General features: G+C 59.4%; 23 protein-coding genes and 2 pseudogenes. 16 read left to right on the top strand and 9 right to left on the bottom strand.

Annotated features, from left to right (window positions below; all coding sequences use genetic code 11):
* Window positions 1–15 precede the first annotated feature (15 nt).
* Genes VDP61_RS13355 through VDP61_RS13345 form a run of 3 tightly spaced genes read left to right on the top strand, consistent with a single transcriptional unit; the run spans window position 16 to window position 1,400 of the window.
* A complete protein-coding gene (locus tag VDP61_RS13355; protein ID WP_323007355.1) occupies window positions 16–150 on the top strand; it encodes an aa3-type cytochrome c oxidase subunit IV in 135 nt (44 codons plus the stop codon).
* A 51-nt stretch (window positions 151–201) separates the two neighbouring features.
* Complete coding sequence (locus tag VDP61_RS13350) at window positions 202–819, top strand: hypothetical protein (protein ID WP_323007354.1); 618 nt, start codon at window positions 202–204, stop codon at window positions 817–819.
* Window positions 816–1,400, top strand: a complete 585-nt coding sequence (locus VDP61_RS13345) for a GNAT family N-acetyltransferase (RefSeq protein ID WP_323007353.1) — start codon at window positions 816–818, stop codon at window positions 1,398–1,400. Before VDP61_RS13350 ends, VDP61_RS13345 begins: the two co-directional genes overlap by 4 nt.
* Window positions 1,401–1,512: 112 nt before the next feature.
* Here the strand turns inward: VDP61_RS13345 and VDP61_RS13340 are convergent, their stop codons facing one another.
* Window positions 1,513–2,529 (bottom strand): hypothetical protein, encoded by a 1,017-nt coding sequence (locus tag VDP61_RS13340; protein WP_323007352.1) that lies wholly within the window; start codon window positions 2,527–2,529, stop codon window positions 1,513–1,515.
* Window positions 2,530–2,575: 46 nt separating this feature from the next.
* Window positions 2,576–3,046: a transcription elongation factor GreA gene (gene greA, locus VDP61_RS13335; protein WP_323007351.1), complete on the bottom strand. Its 471-nt coding sequence runs from the start codon at window positions 3,044–3,046 to the stop codon at window positions 2,576–2,578.
* 106 nt (window positions 3,047–3,152) lie between these two features.
* Here greA and VDP61_RS13330 point away from each other — a divergent pair, with 106 nt between their 5' ends.
* The 4 genes from VDP61_RS13330 to VDP61_RS13315 all read left to right on the top strand — a co-directional run bounded on the left by VDP61_RS13330 (window position 3,153) and on the right by VDP61_RS13315 (window position 7,717).
* Window positions 3,153–3,290 (top strand): hypothetical protein, encoded by a 138-nt coding sequence (locus VDP61_RS13330; protein ID WP_323007350.1) that lies wholly within the window; start codon window positions 3,153–3,155, stop codon window positions 3,288–3,290.
* Between the two features lie 67 nt (window positions 3,291–3,357).
* The gene (locus tag VDP61_RS13325) at window positions 3,358–5,007 is read left to right on the top strand and encodes an electron transfer flavoprotein-ubiquinone oxidoreductase (RefSeq protein WP_323007349.1); all 1,650 of its coding nucleotides are present in this window, start codon (window positions 3,358–3,360) and stop codon (window positions 5,005–5,007) included.
* Window positions 5,008–5,145: 138 nt separating this feature from the next.
* Window positions 5,146–6,849: a tetratricopeptide repeat protein gene (locus VDP61_RS13320; RefSeq protein ID WP_323007348.1), complete on the top strand. Its 1,704-nt coding sequence runs from the start codon at window positions 5,146–5,148 to the stop codon at window positions 6,847–6,849.
* On the top strand, window positions 6,839–7,717 hold the full coding sequence (locus VDP61_RS13315) for a 4-(cytidine 5'-diphospho)-2-C-methyl-D-erythritol kinase (RefSeq protein WP_323007347.1): 879 nt from the start codon (window positions 6,839–6,841) through the stop codon (window positions 7,715–7,717). Before VDP61_RS13320 ends, VDP61_RS13315 begins: the two co-directional genes overlap by 11 nt.
* Here VDP61_RS13315 and VDP61_RS13310 read toward each other — a convergent pair.
* A complete protein-coding gene (locus tag VDP61_RS13310; protein WP_323007551.1) occupies window positions 7,710–8,705 on the bottom strand; it encodes a polyprenyl synthetase family protein in 996 nt (331 codons plus the stop codon). The genes VDP61_RS13315 and VDP61_RS13310 overlap by 8 nt on opposite strands.
* A gap of 84 nt (window positions 8,706–8,789) precedes the next feature.
* Between VDP61_RS13310 and VDP61_RS13305 the strand changes: the two genes are divergently transcribed.
* From VDP61_RS13305 to VDP61_RS13295, 3 genes are all read left to right on the top strand, one after another.
* Window positions 8,790–9,005: a DUF2007 domain-containing protein gene (locus VDP61_RS13305; protein ID WP_323007346.1), complete on the top strand. Its 216-nt coding sequence runs from the start codon at window positions 8,790–8,792 to the stop codon at window positions 9,003–9,005.
* A 9-nt stretch (window positions 9,006–9,014) separates the two neighbouring features.
* Window positions 9,015–9,773: a tRNA1(Val) (adenine(37)-N6)-methyltransferase gene (locus VDP61_RS13300; RefSeq protein ID WP_323007345.1), complete on the top strand. Its 759-nt coding sequence runs from the start codon at window positions 9,015–9,017 to the stop codon at window positions 9,771–9,773.
* Window positions 9,774–9,873: 100 nt separating this feature from the next.
* Entirely contained in the window at window positions 9,874–10,038 is a 165-nt protein-coding gene (locus VDP61_RS13295; protein WP_323007344.1) for a YdcH family protein, read from the top strand.
* Between the two features lie 3 nt (window positions 10,039–10,041).
* On the opposite strand, the gene VDP61_RS13290 is transcribed toward VDP61_RS13295, so the two are convergent.
* The 5 genes from VDP61_RS13290 to VDP61_RS13270 form a co-directional block, all read right to left on the bottom strand.
* Window positions 10,042–10,464 (bottom strand): EamA family transporter, encoded by a 423-nt coding sequence (locus VDP61_RS13290; RefSeq protein WP_323007343.1) that lies wholly within the window; start codon window positions 10,462–10,464, stop codon window positions 10,042–10,044.
* Entirely contained in the window at window positions 10,376–10,900 is a 525-nt protein-coding gene (locus VDP61_RS13285; protein WP_323007342.1) for an EamA family transporter, read from the bottom strand. Before VDP61_RS13285 ends, VDP61_RS13290 begins: the two co-directional genes overlap by 89 nt.
* A 118-nt stretch (window positions 10,901–11,018) precedes the next feature.
* Window positions 11,019–11,741, bottom strand: coding sequence for an acetoacetyl-CoA reductase (gene phbB, locus VDP61_RS13280; RefSeq protein WP_323007341.1), 723 nt, complete (start codon window positions 11,739–11,741; stop codon window positions 11,019–11,021).
* Window positions 11,742–11,833: 92 nt separating this feature from the next.
* Window positions 11,834–13,009 carry an acetyl-CoA C-acetyltransferase gene (locus tag VDP61_RS13275; RefSeq protein ID WP_323007340.1) on the bottom strand — a complete coding sequence of 392 codons (1,176 nt, stop codon included), beginning with the start codon at window positions 13,007–13,009 and terminating at the stop codon, window positions 11,834–11,836.
* A gap of 147 nt (window positions 13,010–13,156) precedes the next feature.
* Window positions 13,157–13,978: an EAL domain-containing protein gene (locus tag VDP61_RS13270; protein ID WP_415234671.1), complete on the bottom strand. Its 822-nt coding sequence runs from the start codon at window positions 13,976–13,978 to the stop codon at window positions 13,157–13,159.
* Window positions 13,979–14,132: 154 nt separating this feature from the next.
* Here VDP61_RS13270 and VDP61_RS13265 point away from each other — a divergent pair.
* Window positions 14,133–14,705 (top strand): annotated as a pseudogene (locus VDP61_RS13265) (DNA-3-methyladenine glycosylase I); the annotation flags it as partial.
* A 33-nt stretch (window positions 14,706–14,738) separates the two neighbouring features.
* On the opposite strand, the gene VDP61_RS13260 reads toward VDP61_RS13265, so the two are convergent.
* Window positions 14,739–15,290: a TlpA disulfide reductase family protein gene (locus tag VDP61_RS13260; protein WP_323007338.1), complete on the bottom strand. Its 552-nt coding sequence runs from the start codon at window positions 15,288–15,290 to the stop codon at window positions 14,739–14,741.
* Window positions 15,291–15,313: 23 nt separating this feature from the next.
* Here VDP61_RS13260 and argH point away from each other — a divergent pair, with 23 nt between their 5' ends.
* The 5 genes and pseudogenes from argH (at window position 15,314) to lysA (ending at window position 18,816) form a co-directional block, all read left to right on the top strand.
* Window positions 15,314–16,717, top strand: coding sequence for an argininosuccinate lyase (gene argH / locus VDP61_RS13255; RefSeq protein WP_323007337.1), 1,404 nt, complete (start codon window positions 15,314–15,316; stop codon window positions 16,715–16,717).
* Window positions 16,718–16,832: 115 nt separating this feature from the next.
* The gene (locus VDP61_RS13250) at window positions 16,833–16,985 is read left to right on the top strand and encodes a hypothetical protein (RefSeq protein ID WP_323007336.1); all 153 of its coding nucleotides are present in this window, start codon (window positions 16,833–16,835) and stop codon (window positions 16,983–16,985) included.
* Between the two features lie 29 nt (window positions 16,986–17,014).
* Entirely contained in the window at window positions 17,015–17,140 is a 126-nt protein-coding gene (locus tag VDP61_RS13245) for a hypothetical protein (protein WP_323007335.1), read from the top strand.
* Window positions 17,140–17,458 (top strand): annotated as a pseudogene (locus tag VDP61_RS13240) (DUF2834 domain-containing protein). The gene VDP61_RS13245 and the pseudogene VDP61_RS13240 overlap by 1 nt, the downstream one beginning before the upstream one ends.
* Window positions 17,459–17,550: 92 nt before the next feature.
* The gene (gene lysA / locus VDP61_RS13235) at window positions 17,551–18,816 is read left to right on the top strand and encodes a diaminopimelate decarboxylase (RefSeq protein ID WP_323007334.1); all 1,266 of its coding nucleotides are present in this window, start codon (window positions 17,551–17,553) and stop codon (window positions 18,814–18,816) included.
* The last annotated feature ends 18 nt before the right edge of the window (window positions 18,817–18,834 follow it).

Raw genomic sequence — 18,834 nt, 5'->3', positions numbered from 1 at the left:
AGGGGGACCACCATTATGGCCGAACACAAGCATGGCAGCATGGATACCAAAGTGCAGGAAAAGACCTTTGACGGCTTTATCCGCTTTACGACCTGGGGTGCGGCAATTTCGATCGGCACGCTGATCTTTTTGGCACTGGCGAACGGCTGATCTTTCTTTAATGGATTGAACGGCGTGTGATTTCGCGCCCAAGGGATATGCATGCGCCATTTTTATTTATGCTTTGTTGCTGTTTTATTTTTGGCCGCCTGTGGAGGCCCCGCTGAACCAATCTGGGCACCCGATGCCGATGTGGCGCGGGCACGCTATGTACATGATGGCCCGCCCTCCATCACGCTTTACACCGTATTGGCAACCCGAGACGGGTCGGGCGCCCATGCGGGCCTTTTGATCAACGGGTCGCAACGCGTGATCTTTGATCCCGCGGGCACATGGCACCATCCGCGCCTGCCGGAACGCAACGATGTGCATTTTGGCATGACCCCGTTGATGGTAGATTTCTACCTTGATTACCACGCGCGCGAAACCTTTGATGTGGTTGAACAAACCATCATCGTGTCGCCCGAGGTGGCAGAGCTGGCCCTGCGCAGGGCGATGGCGCATGGTGCGGTGCCAAAGGCGCAATGCACCATAGCGATTTCGGGTATTCTGCGCGGCTTGCCCGGCTTTGAAAGCCTGCCAAGCACTTGGTTCCCGAAATCCATGATGACTGCCTTTGGCAAGCTGCCGGGCGTAAAAACCAAACGGATCACCGACACGGATACCAATGACAACCACGGCGTTTTGCTGGTACAGGCAGGCGATCCGCGCTTGAAATGACCGTAGTCCTGCGCCATGGCCTGCCTGATGGGTTACGCGCGGCTGCGGCCTGTCTATACTGGGATGCCTTTGGCGGCAAATTGGGGCGCGTCATGGGGCCACGGGCCAAGGCCTTGGCCTTTTTACACAAGGCCTTGCGCGCGGATCATGTGATTGTGGCGCTGTCCGATAAGGGCGAATTGCTTGGCCTTGTTGGGTTCAAGACCTATACCGGCTCCTTCGCCGGGGGGGATTTGGCGGATTTGCGCGCGATATACGGCTGGTTTGGGGCGGCCTGGCGGGCTGGCCTTTTATCGCTGCTGGAGCGGGATGTCGAGAATGAGCGCTTCTTGCTGGATGGAATTTGTGTCGCCCCTGCCGCGCGCGGCCGGGGAATAGGCACCAAACTGCTGTACGCAATCTGTGAGGAGGCGCGGGCGCGCAACTATTCCGCTGTGCGGCTGGATGTGGTTTCCGGCAATCTGCGGGCGCGGGCGCTTTATGAGCGCTTTGGCTTTGCCGTCATCAAGACCGAAAAGCTGGGGCCGTTACAGCATATTTTTGGCTTTGCGGCGTCAAGCGCCATGGTGAAAGAGCTTTAGCGCGTGTTGCGTTTGACAAGATGCGGCGGATCGAACGCAACACCGGGGCGAAACCGAATGTTTGCTTGTCTTGGCTTGCGGCCAACCTGAATCAGATTGCATGCAAACCGCTTCAATCAAACGTCCCTGTTACCCGGCCCAGCAGCATGAAGGCGCGGGCGGTGCGGGTTTCGGCCAGATCGGCCAATTCGGCATCGGTTGCGTTCTTCTCGAACTCGGCAAAGGTTTTGTCGAAACTGCGTAAAAAATGATGCGCGGCATCGCGGAAAACCGGGTCTTCGCGCATACGCGCTGCGGTAAGTGCAAGGCTGGAACGATCACGAATCCCGCCAAGACCGGCAATTTCGCGGCCACGCTCTCCGCTGGAAAAACGGCGCCAGACCTCGGGGCGGCAGCGCTCTGGTTTCAGGTCATCCATATAGATGCCCTCTTGGCTGAGCAGGGTCAGCACATCTTGCGCAGCACGGATCAGGCGCGAGGTCTTGCGGTCTTCCAATGCCAACCGCAAGGCACGAAACCCGGCCTTATCCTCGGGGCTTTCGGGGAAATGCAGAGCGCGCACGAAATCACCAACCGAAAGGGGGGCGCGCAATTCTTCGGCGGGGGTGCCAAGCGCAAGCGTGGGTTGTTCGTCACTGGCCACCTTGATCGGCATGGTCAATGCCGCTTTGCGATCCGCCGATGGCACACTAAGCGCTGTGTCGCGGCGCGAGGTGAACATCGCCAGCGCGGTTTCGGTCTTGCGCTGTGCTTCCGCAATCTCATCCAGCTTTCTTTCAACTGACGGCTGGCCCGTGGCGCCGCCTTGCTGGCTCACAACATAGGCATGGCGCATGGCATCGACAGCCACTTGCAGGCGCGATGCCTCCTCACGCAAGGCACGGATGGTGCGAGCGGTGGAAACGATGCCCCAAAGCAGGGCCAGTGGCAAAAACACCATCAACAACAGCATCAACATGGATAACGGCCCCGTAATCACCGTATCAGGCGAAATGACGAGTTGAGCGGAAACAGCACCGACCCAGATCAGCGCCAAAACCAAGGCAACAATTTCAGACAGCGGCATTTTACTGCGGTCTGGCTGTGCATTTGCCCCGGTTGTTCTGGTTGGTGCCGCTCGTTCGCTCATCCGTCTGTCTCGCCTTATCGTCGCCTGGGGCCGCCAAACGCGCCACTCAGGCGAATTTGATCGACAGCACTTCGTAGCTGCGCTGGCCGCCGGGGGTTTTCACCTCTACCGTGTCGCCTTCGTCTTTGCCGATCAGGGCGCGGGCCAAAGGCGATTTGATGTTGAGCAGCCCTTTTTCCAGATCGGCCTCGGGTTCGCCGACAATCTGATAAGTACGCTCTTCATCCGTATCTTCATCGACCAGCGTTACAATAGCCCCGAATTTGACGGTGCCGGTAAATTTGCTGGGGTCAATCACATCGGCCAGCGACAGATAGGCCTCAAGCTCTTTCACCCGGCCCTCGATAAAGCTCTGCTTTTCACGGGCGGCATGATATTCGGCGTTTTCCGACAAGTCGCCATGTTCGCGCGCCTCGGCAATCGCGCGGATCACAGCCGGGCGCTCCACCGATTTCAGCAGCTTCAGTTCTTCGTCTAGCGCGGTAAAGCCCGCGCGTGTCATCGGAATTTTTTCCATATGCCTACACATAAAAGTAAGAAAGCCACAGCCTTTGGGGGCCATGACCTCGTTTCAGGTTTGCTTGCCCTTACCCAACAGCAGCCACGCGGCAAATGCAAGCACAATGGCGCACCGACAGCCCTCCTCTGGTATGGTTTTGGCCAAGCTGCGTCACCAAGACGCCACGTTGCCCGCCGAATTGCGCGATTCCGGCATGGATATTGTTGCAGTATTGATTGAAACTGCGCCGCAGCTACAGTAGCCAGACACGAAAGATTATGCCATATCCGCGCAGGTTTGCGCCATGAATGAAGCGAGGGAGTTGCCAGATGGCCGAGATGACGCGCGAAGCGATGGAATATGATGTTGTGATCGTGGGTGCCGGGCCTGCGGGGCTTTCGGCGGCGATCCGGCTAAAGCAGTTGGACGCTGATCTGAATGTGGTCGTCTTGGAAAAAGGGTCTGAGGTCGGGGCGCATATTCTTTCTGGCGCGGTGCTGGACCCTTGCGGGCTGGATGCGCTGCTGCCCGATTGGCGCGATATGGGATCACCGATCAAGACTCCGGTGACGGCTGACAATTTTTATATGCTGGGCGAAGGCGGCAAAATCCGGATTCCGAACTGGCCGATGCCGCCGTTGATGAACAACCACGGCAAATACATCGTGTCGATGGCCAATGTCTGCCGCTGGATGGCCGAGGTAGCCGAAGGTTTGGGGGTAGAGATTTTTCCCGGCATGTCCTGTTCCGCCTTGGTTTATGGCGACAAGGGCGAGGTGAAGGGCGTTGTCGCCGGTGAAATGGGTCTGGCATCTGACGGCACCCCCGGCCCGAATTATGAGCCGGGGATGGAGCTGCATGGCAAATATGTGTTTCTGTCCGAAGGCGTGCGCGGGTCGCTGGCCAAGGAAGTGATTGCCAAATACGACCTGTCCAAGGGCAAAGAGCCGCAGAAATTCGGTCTTGGCATGAAAGAAATATGGGAGATTGACCCAGCCAAGCACAAGCTGGGGACCGTGACGCATACAATGGGCTGGCCGCTGGGCAGCAATGCAGGCGGCGGGTCTTTCATCTATCATATTGAAGGCAATCAGGTTTATGTCGGTTTCGTGGTTCATCTGAACTATCAAAACCCGCATCTGTACCCCTATATGGAATTCCAGCGATTTAAGCATCATCCGATGGTGGCAGAGCTGTTGAAGGGCGGCAAACGCGTGGCTTATGGCGCGCGGGCGATTTCCGAGGGTGGCTATCAGTCGATGCCTAAAATGGTGGCGCCGGGCGTGGCCTTGCTGGGCTGCTCGGTTGGCATGGTCAACGTGCCGCGCATCAAGGGCAACCATAACGCGATGCTTTCGGGCAAGGCGGCGGCCGAGGCGGCCTTTGCCGCGATCGGTGAAGGCCGCGCAAGTGATGAGCTGGCCGCCTATGAGGCCGAAGTTCGCGGTGGCGCGATTGCGGCAGACCTGAAAAAGGTGCGCAACGTCAAGCCACTGTGGTCCAAGTTCGGGCTGATTGCGTCACTGATGGGGGGCGGGTTCGATATGTGGACGAATACGTTTGGCTTTTCGCTATTCGGTACGCTGAGCCATGGCAAGACGGATGCTGCGGCAACCGGCAAGGCCCGCGATTTTGCGCCCATCGCCTATCCGCGCCCGGACGGCGTGCTGTCGTTTGATCGGCTGACCAATGTGGCGTTTTCCTTTACCAACCACGAAGAATCCCAGCCTTGCCACCTGCATCTGAAAGATGCCTCGATCCCGATCGCGGTGAACCTGCCCGAATATGCCGAACCCGCGCAGCGCTATTGCCCGGCAGGGGTGTATGAGGTGGTGACCGAAGACGGCAAAGACCCGCGCTTTGTGATCAACTTTCAAAACTGCGTGCATTGCAAAACCTGCGACATCAAAGACCCAAGCCAGAATATCAACTGGACCACACCGCAGGGGGGTGACGGGCCGAACTATCCGAACATGTAAACCCAGGGCCGCCCAGAGGCGAGCAATGGCGCTAACAATCGCGCGAGGCGGGGGGCAATCCCCGCCTTTTGGCTTTGCCTCGCATTGCCTTGCCCTGCCCCACGCACTAGCCTGATGCAAATCCATGGGAGACCATTTATGCAATTTCGCCCCGTTCTCGCCGCCACGTTGCTGGCACTCTGGGCGCAGCCCCTCGCCCTGCGCGCCGAAAGCGTAGATAGCGGGGCCTATCTGGCAGCGCGGGTTGCGGGGGCCCATGATGATTACCGCGAGGCGGCACATTGGTATACCCGCGCGTTGATTGCGGCGCCTGATGACCAATCCTTGATGGAAGGGGCGATGGCCGCGCAGCTTGGTGCGGGCAATCTGGATGCCGCGATTGCCGTTGCAGGGCGGCTAAAGGCAGCGGGCGTCGATTCCCCCACCGCCGAACTGGTGCTGATCGCGGATGAGGCCAAGCGCGGCGATTATGACGCCTTGCAGATCAACCCCAAAGACGGGCGCACCGGGGCGATGCTGCTTGACGGGCTGGTGACCGCTTGGTCCGAACTGGGCGCGGGCCGCATGTCCGAGGCGCAAGCCGACTTTGACGCCTTGGGCAAGACCGAGGGTTTGCAGGGATTTGCACTGTTTCACCAGGCCTTGGCGCTGGCCTCTGCCGGTGATTTTGAAGGGGCCGAGGCGATTATGTCGGGCGATGCCGCAGGGGCAATATCTGCGCTGCGCCGTGGCACCGTTGCCCATGCCCAGATTCTAAGCCAGCTTGAACGGAACCCCGATGCAATCGCCCTGCTGGACAGCGCCTTTCCCGGCGATACGGACCCGGCCATTCACGCCCTGCGGTTGCGGCTGGAGGCGGGCGAGCCGGTGCCGTTCGATATTGTGCGCAACGTGACAGACGGCCTGGCCGAGGTTTTCTTTACCCTGGCGCTGGCGCTAAGCGGCGAGGCCTCGGACGCGTTCACGCTGCAATATGCCCGCGTTGCGATCTATCTGCGCCCCGAACATGCCGAGGCGATTTTGCTGGCCGGCGCGATGCTGGAGAATCAAAAACAGTTTGATCTTGCAACCGAAGCCTATGCGATGGTGCCGCAAAGCGATGGCGGGTTTTTCGCGGCCGAGATTGGCCGGGCGCGCGCCTTGCAAGGTGCGGGTAAACTGGACGCCGCCCTGGAGGTGCTGAACGGCCAGATCAGACGCCATCCAGACCAGCTTTCAGTGCACCTGGCGCTTGCCGATACGTTGCGCGGTGCGGAACGCTGGGCCGAGGCGACCGCCGCCTATGACACGACGATCGGGCTGATCCCGCAGCCCGCAACAGCAGGGTATTGGCCGATATATTACAGCCGCGCCATCGCGTTGGAGCGTCAAAAACTGTGGGACAGGGCCGAGGCAGATTTTCGCCGCGCGCTGGAATTGGCACCGGATCAGCCACAAGTGCTGAACTATCTGGGCTACAGCTATCTGGAACGCGGCGAGAATTTTGACGAGGCGCTGTCGATGATTGAACGCGCCGTGGCCCAGCGCCCCGACAGCGGCTACATCATCGACAGCCTTGCCTGGGGCTATTTCCTTGCGGGGCGTTACGCCGATGCGGTCGAACCGATGGAGCGGGCATCCTTGCTGGAACCTGTGGATTCGACCGTGACCGACCATCTGGGCGATGTCTATTGGGCCGTCGGGCGCAAACTTGAGGCGAATTTTCAATGGCGGCGCGCCTTGTCATTTGATCCGACCGAGGAACTGGCGACGCGCATCCGGCGCAAGCTGGAAATCGGGCTGGATGAGGTTTTGAAGGAAGAAGGCGCAAAATCACTGTCAGATGTGGCGAATGGTAACTGAGCAGGCCCTTGCCAAGATAAATCTGGCGTTGCATGTGACCGGGCAACGCGCTGATGGCTATCACTTGCTGGATAGTTTGGTGGTGTTTGCGGGCGTGGGCGATGTATTGCATGCCAGCTTGGCAGACACGACATCGCTGACGCTTGCGGGGCCATTTGGGGCCGACATTCCCAACGACAAGACGAACTTTGTCGCGCGGGCGGCGGCGCTGTTTTCACCAAGGCAAGGCATAGCCTTTACATTGCAAAAGCATCTGCCTCCTGCCTCTGGCATCGGCGGCGGGTCGGCCGATGCCGCGGCGGCCATTCGGGCGATTTTGAAACTGCACGCCGAGCGGGTCGGCGCCCCACCAAAAGAACCATTTCCAGACGCTGTGCTGAGCCTTGGCGCTGATGTTCCGATTTGCTTGATGTCGCGCCCCGCGCGCATGCGGGGAATTGGCGATGAGGTGACAACGGTCAAATGCCCCAAGTGCTGGATCACGCTGGTAAACCCTAGGGTAGAGGTGCCGACACCGCAGGTTTTTGCGCGCCTGGCGACAAAAACCAACGCCGCGATGCCAGAGGTTTTGCCTGATTGGCCCGATGCTGCGACACTGGCCGACTGGTTGCAGGGACAACGCAATGACCTTGAAGCCCCTGCCCTTGTGATTGCGCCGGTGATTGCCGATGTTCTGGCCGCCCTGCGTGCCCATCCCGGCAGCTTGATTGCGCGGATGTCAGGCTCGGGGGCGACGTGTTTTGCGCTGTCGGACAGTCAGGATAAGGCAGAGGCGATTGCCGACGCGCTACGCGCAGCAAACCCCACTTGGTGGGTCGCGGCGAGTGTGGTTTTCCCCGGCGTTGTCGCGCCCCCGCGGATCAGTTGATCCGGGAAACCACATAATCTGCCAAATCCTGCAGCATGTCGCGCAACCTATGGTCGGGCAGGTCGGCCAGTGATGCGCGCGCCTTGGCCGCCCAATCCAGCGCATCGCTGCGGGCGGCTTGCATGCTGCCGTGACGTGCCATGATCGCCATCGCCTGCTCCAGATCGCCGTCGCGCTGATCACCTTTGGCGATGGTGCGCTGCCAAAAGGCCTGCTCGGTTGCATCAGCCAGTGCTACAGCCTTGATGACCGGCAGAGTCAGCTTGCGTTCGCGAAAATCATCGCCGGTGTTTTTGCCGATCGCATCGGCCGTGCCGCCGTAATCCAACAGGTCATCCACAATCTGGAATGCTACCCCCAAGGCATCGCCGTAAGCATAAAGCGCACGAACATGCGCTTCGGGCGCACCGGCGATCACCCCCCCCACCTCGGTTGCCGCAGAGAACAGGGCGGCGGTTTTGCCGCGCACAACCTGTAGATAGATTGCCTCGGTCGTCGCCAGATCTTGCGCGGCAGTCAGTTGCAGCACCTCGCCCTCGGCAATCGTGGCCGAAGCATTGGCAAGAATATCCAGCACCCGCAAAGACCCGGTTTCAACCATCAATTGAAAGCTGCGCGAAAACAGGTAGTCGCCAACCAGCACCGAGGTTTTATTATCCCACAGCAGGTTGGCCGTGGGGCGGCCCCGGCGACGTTTGCTTTCATCAACAACATCATCATGCAGCAGGGTTGCGGTATGAATAAATTCCACCGTTGCCGCCAGATGGACATGGTAGGGGCCATCATAGCCGCACATCCGCGCGGCCGCCAAGGTCAGCAAAGGGCGCAGGCGTTTGCCGCCTGCCTCAACCAGATGCGCCGTCACTTCGGGAATACGGGGCGCGTGCTGTGATGCCATCCGCGTACGAATCAGATCGTTCACAGCCTCCATATCGGCGGCCAACCATGCTGCCAGCCGATCTTGCGGTTTTATGATATCTTGCCCCATGTTTTCCTCTGTCTTAACGTCTCGCATGGTCACACCCTTGACAGCGACCTCGACAGACAAGCGCCTAACGATTATGTCCAATGTATGAAAGAGCTTTTACGCACAACCGATCCGACAATCATCGCATGGGCCACCGCCATCCTGCAGGGTGAAGGTATAAAGACCTTTGAGTTCGACGTCCATATGAGCGTGCTTGACGGCTCTATAGGCATATTGCCGCGGCGGCTGATGGTGCTGGACAGCGATATGTTCATGGCGCGGGCAGTGTTAAAGGATAACGATATCCCGACAGGGCAGTAGAGGGCGTGCATGTTTCGGGATGATGCATTGACGGATGATGCCTTTCTGGGGGGACGCCTGCACTTGTGGCAGCCCCGGCACGGATACCGGGCCGCAACCGATGCGGTCTTGCTGGCGGCATGCTGCCCGGCACTGCCGGGGCAATCTGTGCTGGATATGGGCTGCGGCGCTGGGGCGGCATCGCTATGTCTTGGGGTGCGGGTGCAAAATCTGGCACTGTCTGGGCTGGAGTTACAGACCGCCTATGCCGATCTTGCACGGCGCAATGCGGCGCGCGCGGGCGTGGCGCTGACAGTGGTGGAAGGCTCGGTGCTGGATATGCCCAAAGCGCTACGCCTTGATTTTGATCATGTAATCACCAACCCGCCCTATTACCCAACCGTTGGCACCCCCGCCGCCGATCCCGGCCGCAATGTGGCCCTGCATGAAGCTGTTTCGATTGCCGATTGGATTGCGGCGGCCAAACGACGGGTGGCGCCATTGGGCTGGCTGACGTTGATCGTGCGGGCCGATCGGATGGGCGACGCCCTGGCTGGATTGGGGCGCAATATGGGGTCAGTGACCATCTTGCCTTTTTGCGCACGCGATGGCCGAGAAGCGGGGCGCGTGGTGATCCGGGCCCGCAAAGGGGGGCGCGCGGCGATGCGGCTGCTAGCGCCTTTTGTGCTGCATGACGGGGCCAAACATCCCGGCGACCGCAACAACCATTCCCCCCAGGCCGAAGCCGTTTTTCGCCGCGGCGCCGGGCTTGGGGCCTTGTTTAACTGAATTGTCGGCAAACTCTGGCCGAGCCTGTCCGGTTTTCCGTGACAACGCGTGCGCAGTGTGCTGGACTGGTGGAACGGCAACCGATCATAGGAGGATCTGAATGTCTGTCGCTTCGCATTTGCAGGAACTGCGCCGCAAACATGAAACCCTTTCGACCACGGTAGAAAAAGAACAACGCAGCCCTGGCACCGACCAGCTGAAAATCGCTGAGTTGAAAAAGCAAAAACTGAAGCTTAAAGAAGAGATTGAGCGTTTGACCCAATAAGGCCTAACGCGCGGCGCTGGCGCGTGCCGCCAGTGCCGCCCCTGCTGTGATCAGCAGGGTTGCAAGCGCCAGATGCCACGTCGGCTTGGCGATTCCCGCAAGCACCAAAACAAGCGTCGACAGCAAGGGCGCTGCATAAGACGCTACGCCAAGCAACTGAATGTCGCCGCGCTTCATCCCCACATCCCAGGTAAAAAACGCCGCGCCAACCGGGCCGATGCCAAGAACCACAACAGCCGCCCAGCCCAGCGCACCATTGGGCCATTGCGTTTGCTCGACCGCCAGATGGGCAAGCAGCGACAGCAGCGCGGTGGCAAGGCAAAGCACGGTAACGCTTTCAGTCGGAACTGCGCCGAAATGGCGAGAGATGACCGAATAACCGGACCATGTAAGCGCGCACAGAAACGCAAGCGCAAGGGCAATCAACGATACCCCCGCCTCCCCCCCCCGTAAGCACGATCAGCGCGGCGCCTGACAAAGCGATAAGCGCACCAAGGATATGCCCCGCACGCAGTTTCTCGCCGGGTAACAGGCCTGAGAACAGCACAATAAACAACGGCCACAGATAGGCAATCAACCCGGTTGAGGCATTTGCCCCCAAACGAAACGCGGTGAAATAAAGCGCATGATAGCCGAAAAGACCAATAGTACCAAGCAGATAGGCCTTTAAAGGTACGATTCTCAAAAGGCCAAGCCCCGCCCCTTTGGCCGTCCAGACCAGCCCGATGGTGCCGCCAATGCCAAAACACATCGCACTGAGCAAGAAGGGTGGAACGGGGGCCGAGGCGATCGTCAGAAACGCCAGGATCGCCCACATCAGCACGGCGGAAAAACCGATAGTGGTAGCACGGCTGCGCGTCATTTCGGGGGCCTGCCTGTGTGGACGTGTTGGGGTTTAGGTATTTGGACCAAGATGACGCCGCAATCGCGAAAAAGGGGCCGGCACAATGCCCGCCCCTTTCTTGGTTAATATGTCAGGCTCAGACGAAGAACTGCGCCCCGTTGGCGCTGATTGTAGAGCCATTGATAAAGCCTGCATCATCAGAGACGAGGAAAACGACGCAGCGCGCGATTTCCTCTGGCTCGCCCAGACGACCAGCGGGGATGCCTGCGATAATCGACTCGCGCACCTTTTCCGGTACGGCCATCACCATTTCGGTTGCGATATAGCCGGGGCAGATTGCGTTTGCGGTGATGCCTGCGCGCGCGCCTTCCTGAGCGAGGCTTTTCACGATACCCAGATCGCCCGCCTTGGTCGCGGCATAGTTCACTTGCGCGAACTGGCCTTTTTGGCCGTTGATCGAGGAGATCACGACGACACGCCCGAACTTGCGGTCACGCATGCCCGGCCAGATCGGGTGAACGGTGTTGAAAACCCCTGTCAGGTTGGTGTCGATCACCTGATGCCACTGCTCTGGCGTCATCTTGTGGAAAGGTGCGTCACGGGTGATGCCCGCATTCGCGACGACAATCTCAACCGGGCCCAGATCGGCCTCAACCTGCGCGATACCGGCTTTGGAGGCCTCATAATCGGCGACGTTCCATTTGTAGGTCTTGATACCGGTTTCGGATGAGAAGCTGGCGGCGGCCTCATCATTGCCAGCATAATTGGCGGCAACGGTATAACCCGCAGCTTTGAGGGCTGTGGCGATGGCTGCGCCGATACCGCGCGTCCCGCCAGTGACAAGGGCGACTTTGGACATATGAACTCCTCCAAGAGATTGCTTTGAAATAGTGTTATCGAAAGGAAGTCTTGGGCGCAACAATGTTGCGCCCATATTTTCAACCTAAGCGGTTATGGACGCTCAAGGCACATGGCCACGCCCATACCGCCACCGATGCACAGGGTTGCAAGGCCCTTTTTCGCATCGCGGCGCTTCATTTCAAACAGCAAGGTGTTCAGAATACGCGCACCCGAGGCGCCGATCGGGTGGCCGATGGCAATTGCGCCGCCATTGACGTTTACGACATCGGGGTTCCAGCCCATGTCTTTGTTCACAGCGCAGGCTTGGGCGGCAAACGCCTCATTCGCCTCAACCAGATCAAGGTCGGCGGCGTTCCAGCCAGCCTTGGTCAGGGCTTTGCGGCTGGCATAGATCGGGCCAACGCCCATCAGCGCCGGGTCCAGACCTGCGGTGGAGTAAGACGCGATACGGGCCAAAGGTGTCAGCCCGCGCTTGGCGGCCTCTGCCTCGGACATCAACAAAACTGCCGCCGCGCCATCGTTCAGGCCCGAGGCATTCGCCGCTGTGACGGTGCCGTCTTTGGTGAAAGCAGGGCGCAGTTTTTGCATTGATTCAAGCGTGGCACCGTGGCGGATATATTCATCTGCACTTACGGTAACATCGCCCTTGCGGGTCTTGATGGTGAAGGCGATGATTTCATCGGCAAATTTGCCTGCCTTTTGCGCGGCTTCCGCCTTGTTCTGGCTGGCAACGGCAAAGGCATCTTGCATTTCGCGGCTGATCTGCCATTTTTCGGCAACGTTTTCAGCAGTCTGGCCCATGTGATAGCCGTTGAACGCGTCCCACAGCCCGTCTTTGATCATCGAATCGATCATCTTCATGTCGCCCATTTTGGTGCCCGAGCGCAGATGCGCAACATGGGGCGACAACGACATGTTTTCCTGACCGCCCGCGACGACAATCGCAGCATCGCCAAGCTGCACATGCTGTGCGCCCAAGGCGACAGCCCGCAAGCCCGAGCCGCAAACCTGATTCAAAGACCAGGCCGAGCTTTCCTGCGACAAGCCTGCCAGAATATGTGCCTGACGCGCCGGGTTTTGGCCCTGACCAGCGGTCAGCACCTGGCCCAGAATGGTTTCTTCAACGTCAGCCTTGTCAACGCCTGCGCGTGCGACGACTTCGGCGATTACCGCTGCGCCCAGCTCATGCGCCGGAGTGTTGGCAAACGCACCGTTAAAGCTGCCTACGGCAGTCCGTGCTGCTGAAACAATTACGACATTGGTCATGTTGATCCTTCCCCTGTTTCGGCACCTTTGCCGATTTGCGGCGAAGAGTGCCCGCGCCGCTTTGCAGCATGGGTTAAGCCGAGCGGGACCAAAAAGCAAGGTTTTCGCGGGTTTTCATGGCGGCAAGATTGACGTAAGGGCAATCGTTTACCCTGATTTGGACTTATGCGCGCTTACCCATGCAGGACGGACCGTGGGTGCGCCAAACAAATACCCTTGCATACAATCTATCCCCGCCGCTTGCAGCCATTCTGCATCGGCCACGGTTTCAACCGATTCTGCGATGGTCAGCATGTCAAAATGCTGGCCGATGGACATCAGCGCACGGGTTAGCGCCTGATTGTCCGGGTCGCTGTGGATGTTGCGTATGAACTGCCCATCAATCTTGATCACATCAAAAAGGAAGTCGCGGAAATAGCGAAAGGCGGTTTGGCCCGCGCCAAAATCATCCAGCGCAAAAGAGACGCCATGCGCCTGCAAATCATCCATGAAGGCGATCACCAGTTCCGGCACCAGCATTGCCGAACTTTCCGTGATTTCCAGGATCAATCGTTCACCGATGGTTTTTTCGGCAGCCAATCCTTTGCGCAAAATCTTCATCCAGCGCGGATAACCGACCGAGCGGGCCGACATGTTGATGGACAGCCGCACGTGGGGAAAACGGGCCAAGGTGGTTAGCCCGATGTCCAGCGCAAGACAGTCGATTTGGCGCCCCAATTCATCCGCCTCAATCGCACCGATAAAGTCACGGGCGGGAATGACGCGGCCAGTGGGGTCAATCACCCGCATCAAACCTTCGTAAAAAGCGATGCGTGACGGGTCGGCCCCGACAACCACGGGTTGATAGGCAAGCCGCATCCGTTTTTCATGGACAGCGCGGCGCACCATTGCCATGGTTTCCCCATCGCGGGCCGCGATAGCCGCAGCCAGCGGGCTTTCATCGCCCGCCTGTCGGTCAATCCGATTGATAAATGCCACAGCATGCCCCCGCAGGTAATGGGGAATCCCCCGAATACACGTCGCTACCTTGACAGGTTCAACGTAAAGGGCTGGTAAAAATTCGCTGGCTGTTCCAATTTTAGCTAGTTTCTGCCTCCTCCCAGCCCCAAATGAAGGCGCGTCCATGACAACCTGCACCTGGCCCGGCACCGACCCGATGTATCTTGCCTATCATGATACCGAATGGGGTGTACCCGAATGGGGCAGCCGCGCCCTATGGGAAAAGCTGATACTGGATGGCTTTCAGGCGGGGCTGTCGTGGATCACGATTTTGAAGAAACGCGATGCCTTTCGCATGGCGTTCAAGGGGTTTGACCCCGAGGTGATTGCCGGTTGGGGTGAGGAAGATGTGCAGCGTTTGCTGGCAAACCCCGGCATTGTGCGCCATCGCGGCAAGATTGAAGGCGCGATCAAATCCGCCCGCGCCTATCTGAAAATTGAGGAAGAAACCGGGTTTTCCAACTGGCTTTGGGCCTATGTTGGTGGCGCGCCACTGCAAAACCACTTTGCCAGCATGGCCGAGGTGCCGCCCTTCACGCCCCTGTCGACGCAAATTTCCAAGGATCTGAAAAAGGCGGGGTTTACCTTTTGCGGGCCAACGATCGTTTATGCCTTCATGCAGGCGACGGGGATGGTGAATGACCATATCACCGGCTGCCCCTGCCATGCAAAAGTGGCGGCGCTGGCGGCCCGCCCCCAATACCCCCCCCCGATAACGCCGCAACAAACGCTAATGCCCGATCAGCGCGTCCAGCATGGCGCGGGCGTCGGCGCTGTCCCATTCGGCATCACCGATCAGCCGCGCCACCTCTTGCCCCTCTGGGTTCAGGATGACGGTCAGGGGCAGGCCGAAAACGCCCATTTTCCGTGCGAGCGCCGATTTCGGGTCCAGCAGCACGGGCAGGTTTTGCACGCCGATCTCTTCAAAAAAGCGTTTGACGGCGGGGGGTGGGTTGCGGCCGGTGGCCACTGTAACCACCGCCACACTGTCGCCGGATGTTGCGGCAAGGCGGTCAAGGCTGGGCATTTCCTTGCGGCAGGGCGCGCACCAGGTTGCCCAGAAATTCAGCACGACCCAGCGGCCTTGCCATTCGGATAATCTGCGCTCTGCCCCCTCCAGGTCGCTCAGCCCCTCGTCAGGCAAGGCTTTGGCGGTGTCGTGAAACACCAGCTTGCGCATCTCGCCTGCAAGGGCGGTCTGGGCCGCCGCTACATCGGCCTGCGCAGCATTTGCACCAAGGGCCAAGCCGGTATAAAGGACGGTAAGTACAATCCGCAGCATTTTATCTCCTCAGGGGCAAGCCCATGACCAAAACTTCCAAACCTGCATCCGCCAATACCATGTGGGGCGGCCGCTTTGAAGGCGGGCCCGACGCGATCATGCAGGCAATCAACGCCTCTATCGGGTTTGACCGCCGCTTGGCCGCGCAAGACATTGCAGGGTCGCGCGCCCATGCCGCCATGTTGGGCGCGCAGGGTATCTTGACGTCTAGTGATACGCAGGCGATCCGGGAAGGCCTTCTCACAGTCTTGTCAGAAATCGAGGGCGGAAAGTTTCCGTTCCGGGTGGAATTGGAAGATATCCACATGAATGTGGAGGCCCGGCTGAAAGAGATTATCGGCGAGCCTGCGGGCCGGCTGCACACAGGGCGGTCGCGCAATGATCAGGTTGCGGTAGATTTCCGGCTGTGGGTGCGTGACCAATGTGACGCCGCGATTACCGGGCTGGAGGCATTGATGGCCGCGTTTCTGGCGCAGGCCGAGGCAGGGGCCGATTGGGTGATGCCCGGCTTTACCCATCTGCAAACCGCGCAGCCGGTGACATGGGGGCATCATATGCTGGCCTATGTCGAGATGTTCGCGCGGGATCGCTCGCGGTTCATCGACGCGCGGGCGCGGATGAATGAATGCCCGTTGGGGGCCGCCGCACTTGCTGGCACGTCCTTTCCGATTGACCGGCACGCAACCGCCGCCGCCTTGGGCTTTGACCGGCCCACAGCAAACAGCCTTGATTCGGTATCCGATCGCGATTTCGCGTTGGAGTTTTTGTCGGCTTCCAGCATCACCGCGATGCATCTTAGCCGTTTTGCCGAGGAATTGGTGATCTGGTCTTCGGCGCAGTTCCGGTTTGTGAAGCTGTCAGACAAATGGACAACCGGCAGTTCGATCATGCCGCAAAAGAAAAACCCCGATGCTGCCGAATTGCTGCGATCCAAGCTGGGGCGGATATTGGGGGCGACGGTGGCGCTGTTTACTGTGATGAAGGGCCTTGCGCTGACCTATTCCAAGGATATGCAAGAAGACAAAGAGCTGACCTTTGACGCTGCCGATAACCTGATGCTGGGCCTTGCCGCGATGACCGGGATGGTGGGGGATATGGAGGCGCTGCGGGAAAACCTGAAGGTTGCCGCCGCCTCGGGCTTTTCCACCGCGACCGACCTGGCCGATTGGCTGGTCCGAGAGCTGAATCTGCCGTTCCGTGATGCGCATCATGTCACCGGAACGCTGGTGGCGATGGCTGAAAAAGCTGGCATCGACCTGCCGGATTTGACACTGGCGCAGATGCAATCGGTGCATGACGGTATTCGCGCCGATGTGTTTGACGTGCTCGGGGTGGAAAATTCGGTGCGCAGCCGTATGTCTTATGGCGGCACTGCGCCGGAACAGGTGCGCGCCCAGATCGCCCGCTGGAAAGACACGTTGAAATGAAACTGCTGCTTGCCCTTGCCCTGTTGCTGAGCGTTGGCTGTGATCTGGAACCGCGCCGGGGTGCCGAACCTGTTGTGACGGGGATAGGGCGCAGCGAAACATCGGTGAAATTCTGATGCGTCTGGCCGCCCTTATTGCCGTGCTTGTGCTTGCCGGCTGTGGCAATCCCAGCCTGCATACCAATATCGGCATTGGCCCCGGCGGGGTGACGGTTTCGCCGGTTGCAACCGCCCGCCTGGGCGGCGCAACGGTGTCTCTTCGCCGGTAACCCTTCACCCTAACCCAAAGGTTCCCCCCATGCGCCTCGTTTTTGCTGTCCTTGCCCTTGCCACACTCGCCGCCTGCGGTGCCGATGGAGAGCCTACTGCGCCGGGGGTGCAGGTTTCAGGCGAGGCCAAGACAGGCGTTGTGCTGCGCAGATGATGTCACCCCTGCGCTTAGCCTATCTTGCCCTTGCGGTCTGGGGTGCGGTGCATCCGATGTATTGGTTCGTGGCCCATATGCGCGACACTGGAACCGGGCTGGGGGGGGGTGATCGACGCGTGGTATGCAAACGCCGCAACCACCGGGCTGACATGGGATCTGACCATCGCAGCAATCGCGCTGACGCTATGGATATGTGCCGAAACCACGGTCCGTAAAAACTGGTCGGCGCTGATCGCCATTCCGGCCACGTTTTGTATCGGTGTGTCTTGCGGCCTGCCGCTTTACCTGTTTTTGCGCACGCGGCCCGTGGCCTGACCCCCAAATACTGCGCGGCCCAATCGGGTGGCTTTTCCTTGGCTTTCCATTCGTGATAGACGCTTTGCAGGCGGGTAAACAAAGGGCATGGGATGGATCATTTTCTCTATAAGAACGGCGTGCTTCATGCCGAAGATGTGGCCCTTGCCGATATCGCGGCACAGGTTGGCACGCCGTTTTACTGCTATTCCACCGCCACCCTGACCCGCCATTACCAGCTATTCACCGAGGCCCTGTCACCGCTGCCGCATCTGGTGTGCTTTTCGATCAAATCGCTGTCGAATGTGGCCGTGCTGAAGGTGCTGGGCGATCTGGGCGCGGGTATGGATGTAGTCTCGGGCGGCGAATACATGCGCGCGCGCGCGGCGGGCGTTCCGGGGGAAAAGATCGTGTTTTCCGGCGTTGGCAAAATCCGCGCGGAAATGCGGCTGGCGCTGACTGGCGGCATCCGCCAGTTCAACGTCGAATCAGAGCCGGAAATGCGGGCGCTATCCGAGGTTGCGCTGGGTCTGGGCCTTGTCGCGCCCATCACCATTCGCGTGAACCCCGATGTCGATGCCAAAACCCATGAAAAAATCTCAACCGGGAAAAAAGGCGATAAATTCGGCATCCCGATTTCGCGGGCGCGTGAAGTCTATGCCGAAGCTGCCACCCTGCCCGGCCTGAAAATCGTTGGCATTGACGTGCATATCGGCAGCCAGTTGACCTCGCTTGAACCGTTTGAGGCGGCCTATCAGAAGGTGGCCGAGCTGACCCACGCCTTGCGTGCCGATGGGCATAGTATCGAGCGGCTGGATCTTGGCGGCGGATTGGGTATTCCCTATGCGCGCGACAATAACGCGCCCCCCTTGCCAATCGAATACGGCGCAATGGTAAAGCGCACCGTGGGTGATCTGGGCTGCGAGATTCAGATTGAGCCGGGGCGTCTGATTTCCGGCAATGCGGGGATATTGGTCGCCTCGGTGATCTATGTGAAAGACGGCGAGGATCGTGATTTTCTGATCGTTGATGCCGGAATGAATGACCTGATCCGCCCGGCAATGTACGGCGCCCACCACGATATCATCCCTGTGAATGAGGCCGCAGCCGGGGCCGAGCAACAGCCCTATGACGTTGTTGGCCCGATCTGCGAATCGGGGGACACCTTTGCCAAATCCCGCAATCTGCCCCCCCTGCGCGAAGGGGCGCTGATCGTGTTTCGGTCGGCGGGGGCCTATGGCGCGGTGATGTCGTCGGAATATAACTCGCGCCCCTTGGTGCCCGAGGTTCTGGTGAAAGATGATCACTTTGCGGTCATCCGGGCGCGCCCGACCTTTGACGAAATGCTTTCTCGCGATACCATACCTGAATGGCTGTGACACAGCGCAGCCCGAAGG

Source organism: Pseudorhodobacter sp. (assembly GCF_034675685.1).
Taxonomy (GTDB): domain Bacteria; phylum Pseudomonadota; class Alphaproteobacteria; order Rhodobacterales; family Rhodobacteraceae; genus Pseudorhodobacter.
The sequence above is the reverse complement of the archived record's forward strand: the minus strand, read 5'-3'. Positions and strand labels throughout refer to the sequence as shown.

Excerpts from the sequence above, each read along its gene's own strand:
- VDP61_RS13355 (WP_323007355.1), top strand. The coding sequence starts at position 16 with ATGGCCGAACACAAGCATGGCAGCATGGATACCAAAGTGCAGGAAAAG.
- VDP61_RS13350 (WP_323007354.1), top strand. The coding sequence starts at position 202 with ATGCGCCATTTTTATTTATGCTTTGTTGCTGTTTTATTTTTGGCCGCC.
- VDP61_RS13345 (WP_323007353.1), top strand. The coding sequence starts at position 816 with ATGACCGTAGTCCTGCGCCATGGCCTGCCTGATGGGTTACGCGCGGCT.
- VDP61_RS13340 (WP_323007352.1), bottom strand. The coding sequence starts at position 2,529 with ATGAGCGAACGAGCGGCACCAACCAGAACAACCGGGGCAAATGCACAG.
- greA (WP_323007351.1), bottom strand. The coding sequence starts at position 3,046 with ATGGAAAAAATTCCGATGACACGCGCGGGCTTTACCGCGCTAGACGAA.
- VDP61_RS13330 (WP_323007350.1), top strand. The coding sequence starts at position 3,153 with ATGGCGCACCGACAGCCCTCCTCTGGTATGGTTTTGGCCAAGCTGCGT.
- VDP61_RS13325 (WP_323007349.1), top strand. The coding sequence starts at position 3,358 with ATGGCCGAGATGACGCGCGAAGCGATGGAATATGATGTTGTGATCGTG.
- VDP61_RS13320 (WP_323007348.1), top strand. The coding sequence starts at position 5,146 with ATGCAATTTCGCCCCGTTCTCGCCGCCACGTTGCTGGCACTCTGGGCG.
- VDP61_RS13315 (WP_323007347.1), top strand. The coding sequence starts at position 6,839 with ATGGTAACTGAGCAGGCCCTTGCCAAGATAAATCTGGCGTTGCATGTG.
- VDP61_RS13310 (WP_323007551.1), bottom strand. The coding sequence starts at position 8,705 with ATGGGGCAAGATATCATAAAACCGCAAGATCGGCTGGCAGCATGGTTG.
- VDP61_RS13305 (WP_323007346.1), top strand. The coding sequence starts at position 8,790 with ATGAAAGAGCTTTTACGCACAACCGATCCGACAATCATCGCATGGGCC.
- VDP61_RS13300 (WP_323007345.1), top strand. The coding sequence starts at position 9,015 with ATGTTTCGGGATGATGCATTGACGGATGATGCCTTTCTGGGGGGACGC.
- VDP61_RS13295 (WP_323007344.1), top strand. The coding sequence starts at position 9,874 with ATGTCTGTCGCTTCGCATTTGCAGGAACTGCGCCGCAAACATGAAACC.
- VDP61_RS13285 (WP_323007342.1), bottom strand. The coding sequence starts at position 10,900 with ATGACGCGCAGCCGTGCTACCACTATCGGTTTTTCCGCCGTGCTGATG.
- phbB (WP_323007341.1), bottom strand. The coding sequence starts at position 11,741 with ATGTCCAAAGTCGCCCTTGTCACTGGCGGGACGCGCGGTATCGGCGCA.
- VDP61_RS13275 (WP_323007340.1), bottom strand. The coding sequence starts at position 13,009 with ATGACCAATGTCGTAATTGTTTCAGCAGCACGGACTGCCGTAGGCAGC.
- VDP61_RS13260 (WP_323007338.1), bottom strand. The coding sequence starts at position 15,290 with ATGCTGCGGATTGTACTTACCGTCCTTTATACCGGCTTGGCCCTTGGT.
- argH (WP_323007337.1), top strand. The coding sequence starts at position 15,314 with ATGACCAAAACTTCCAAACCTGCATCCGCCAATACCATGTGGGGCGGC.
- VDP61_RS13250 (WP_323007336.1), top strand. The coding sequence starts at position 16,833 with ATGCGTCTGGCCGCCCTTATTGCCGTGCTTGTGCTTGCCGGCTGTGGC.
- VDP61_RS13245 (WP_323007335.1), top strand. The coding sequence starts at position 17,015 with ATGCGCCTCGTTTTTGCTGTCCTTGCCCTTGCCACACTCGCCGCCTGC.
- lysA (WP_323007334.1), top strand. The coding sequence starts at position 17,551 with ATGGATCATTTTCTCTATAAGAACGGCGTGCTTCATGCCGAAGATGTG.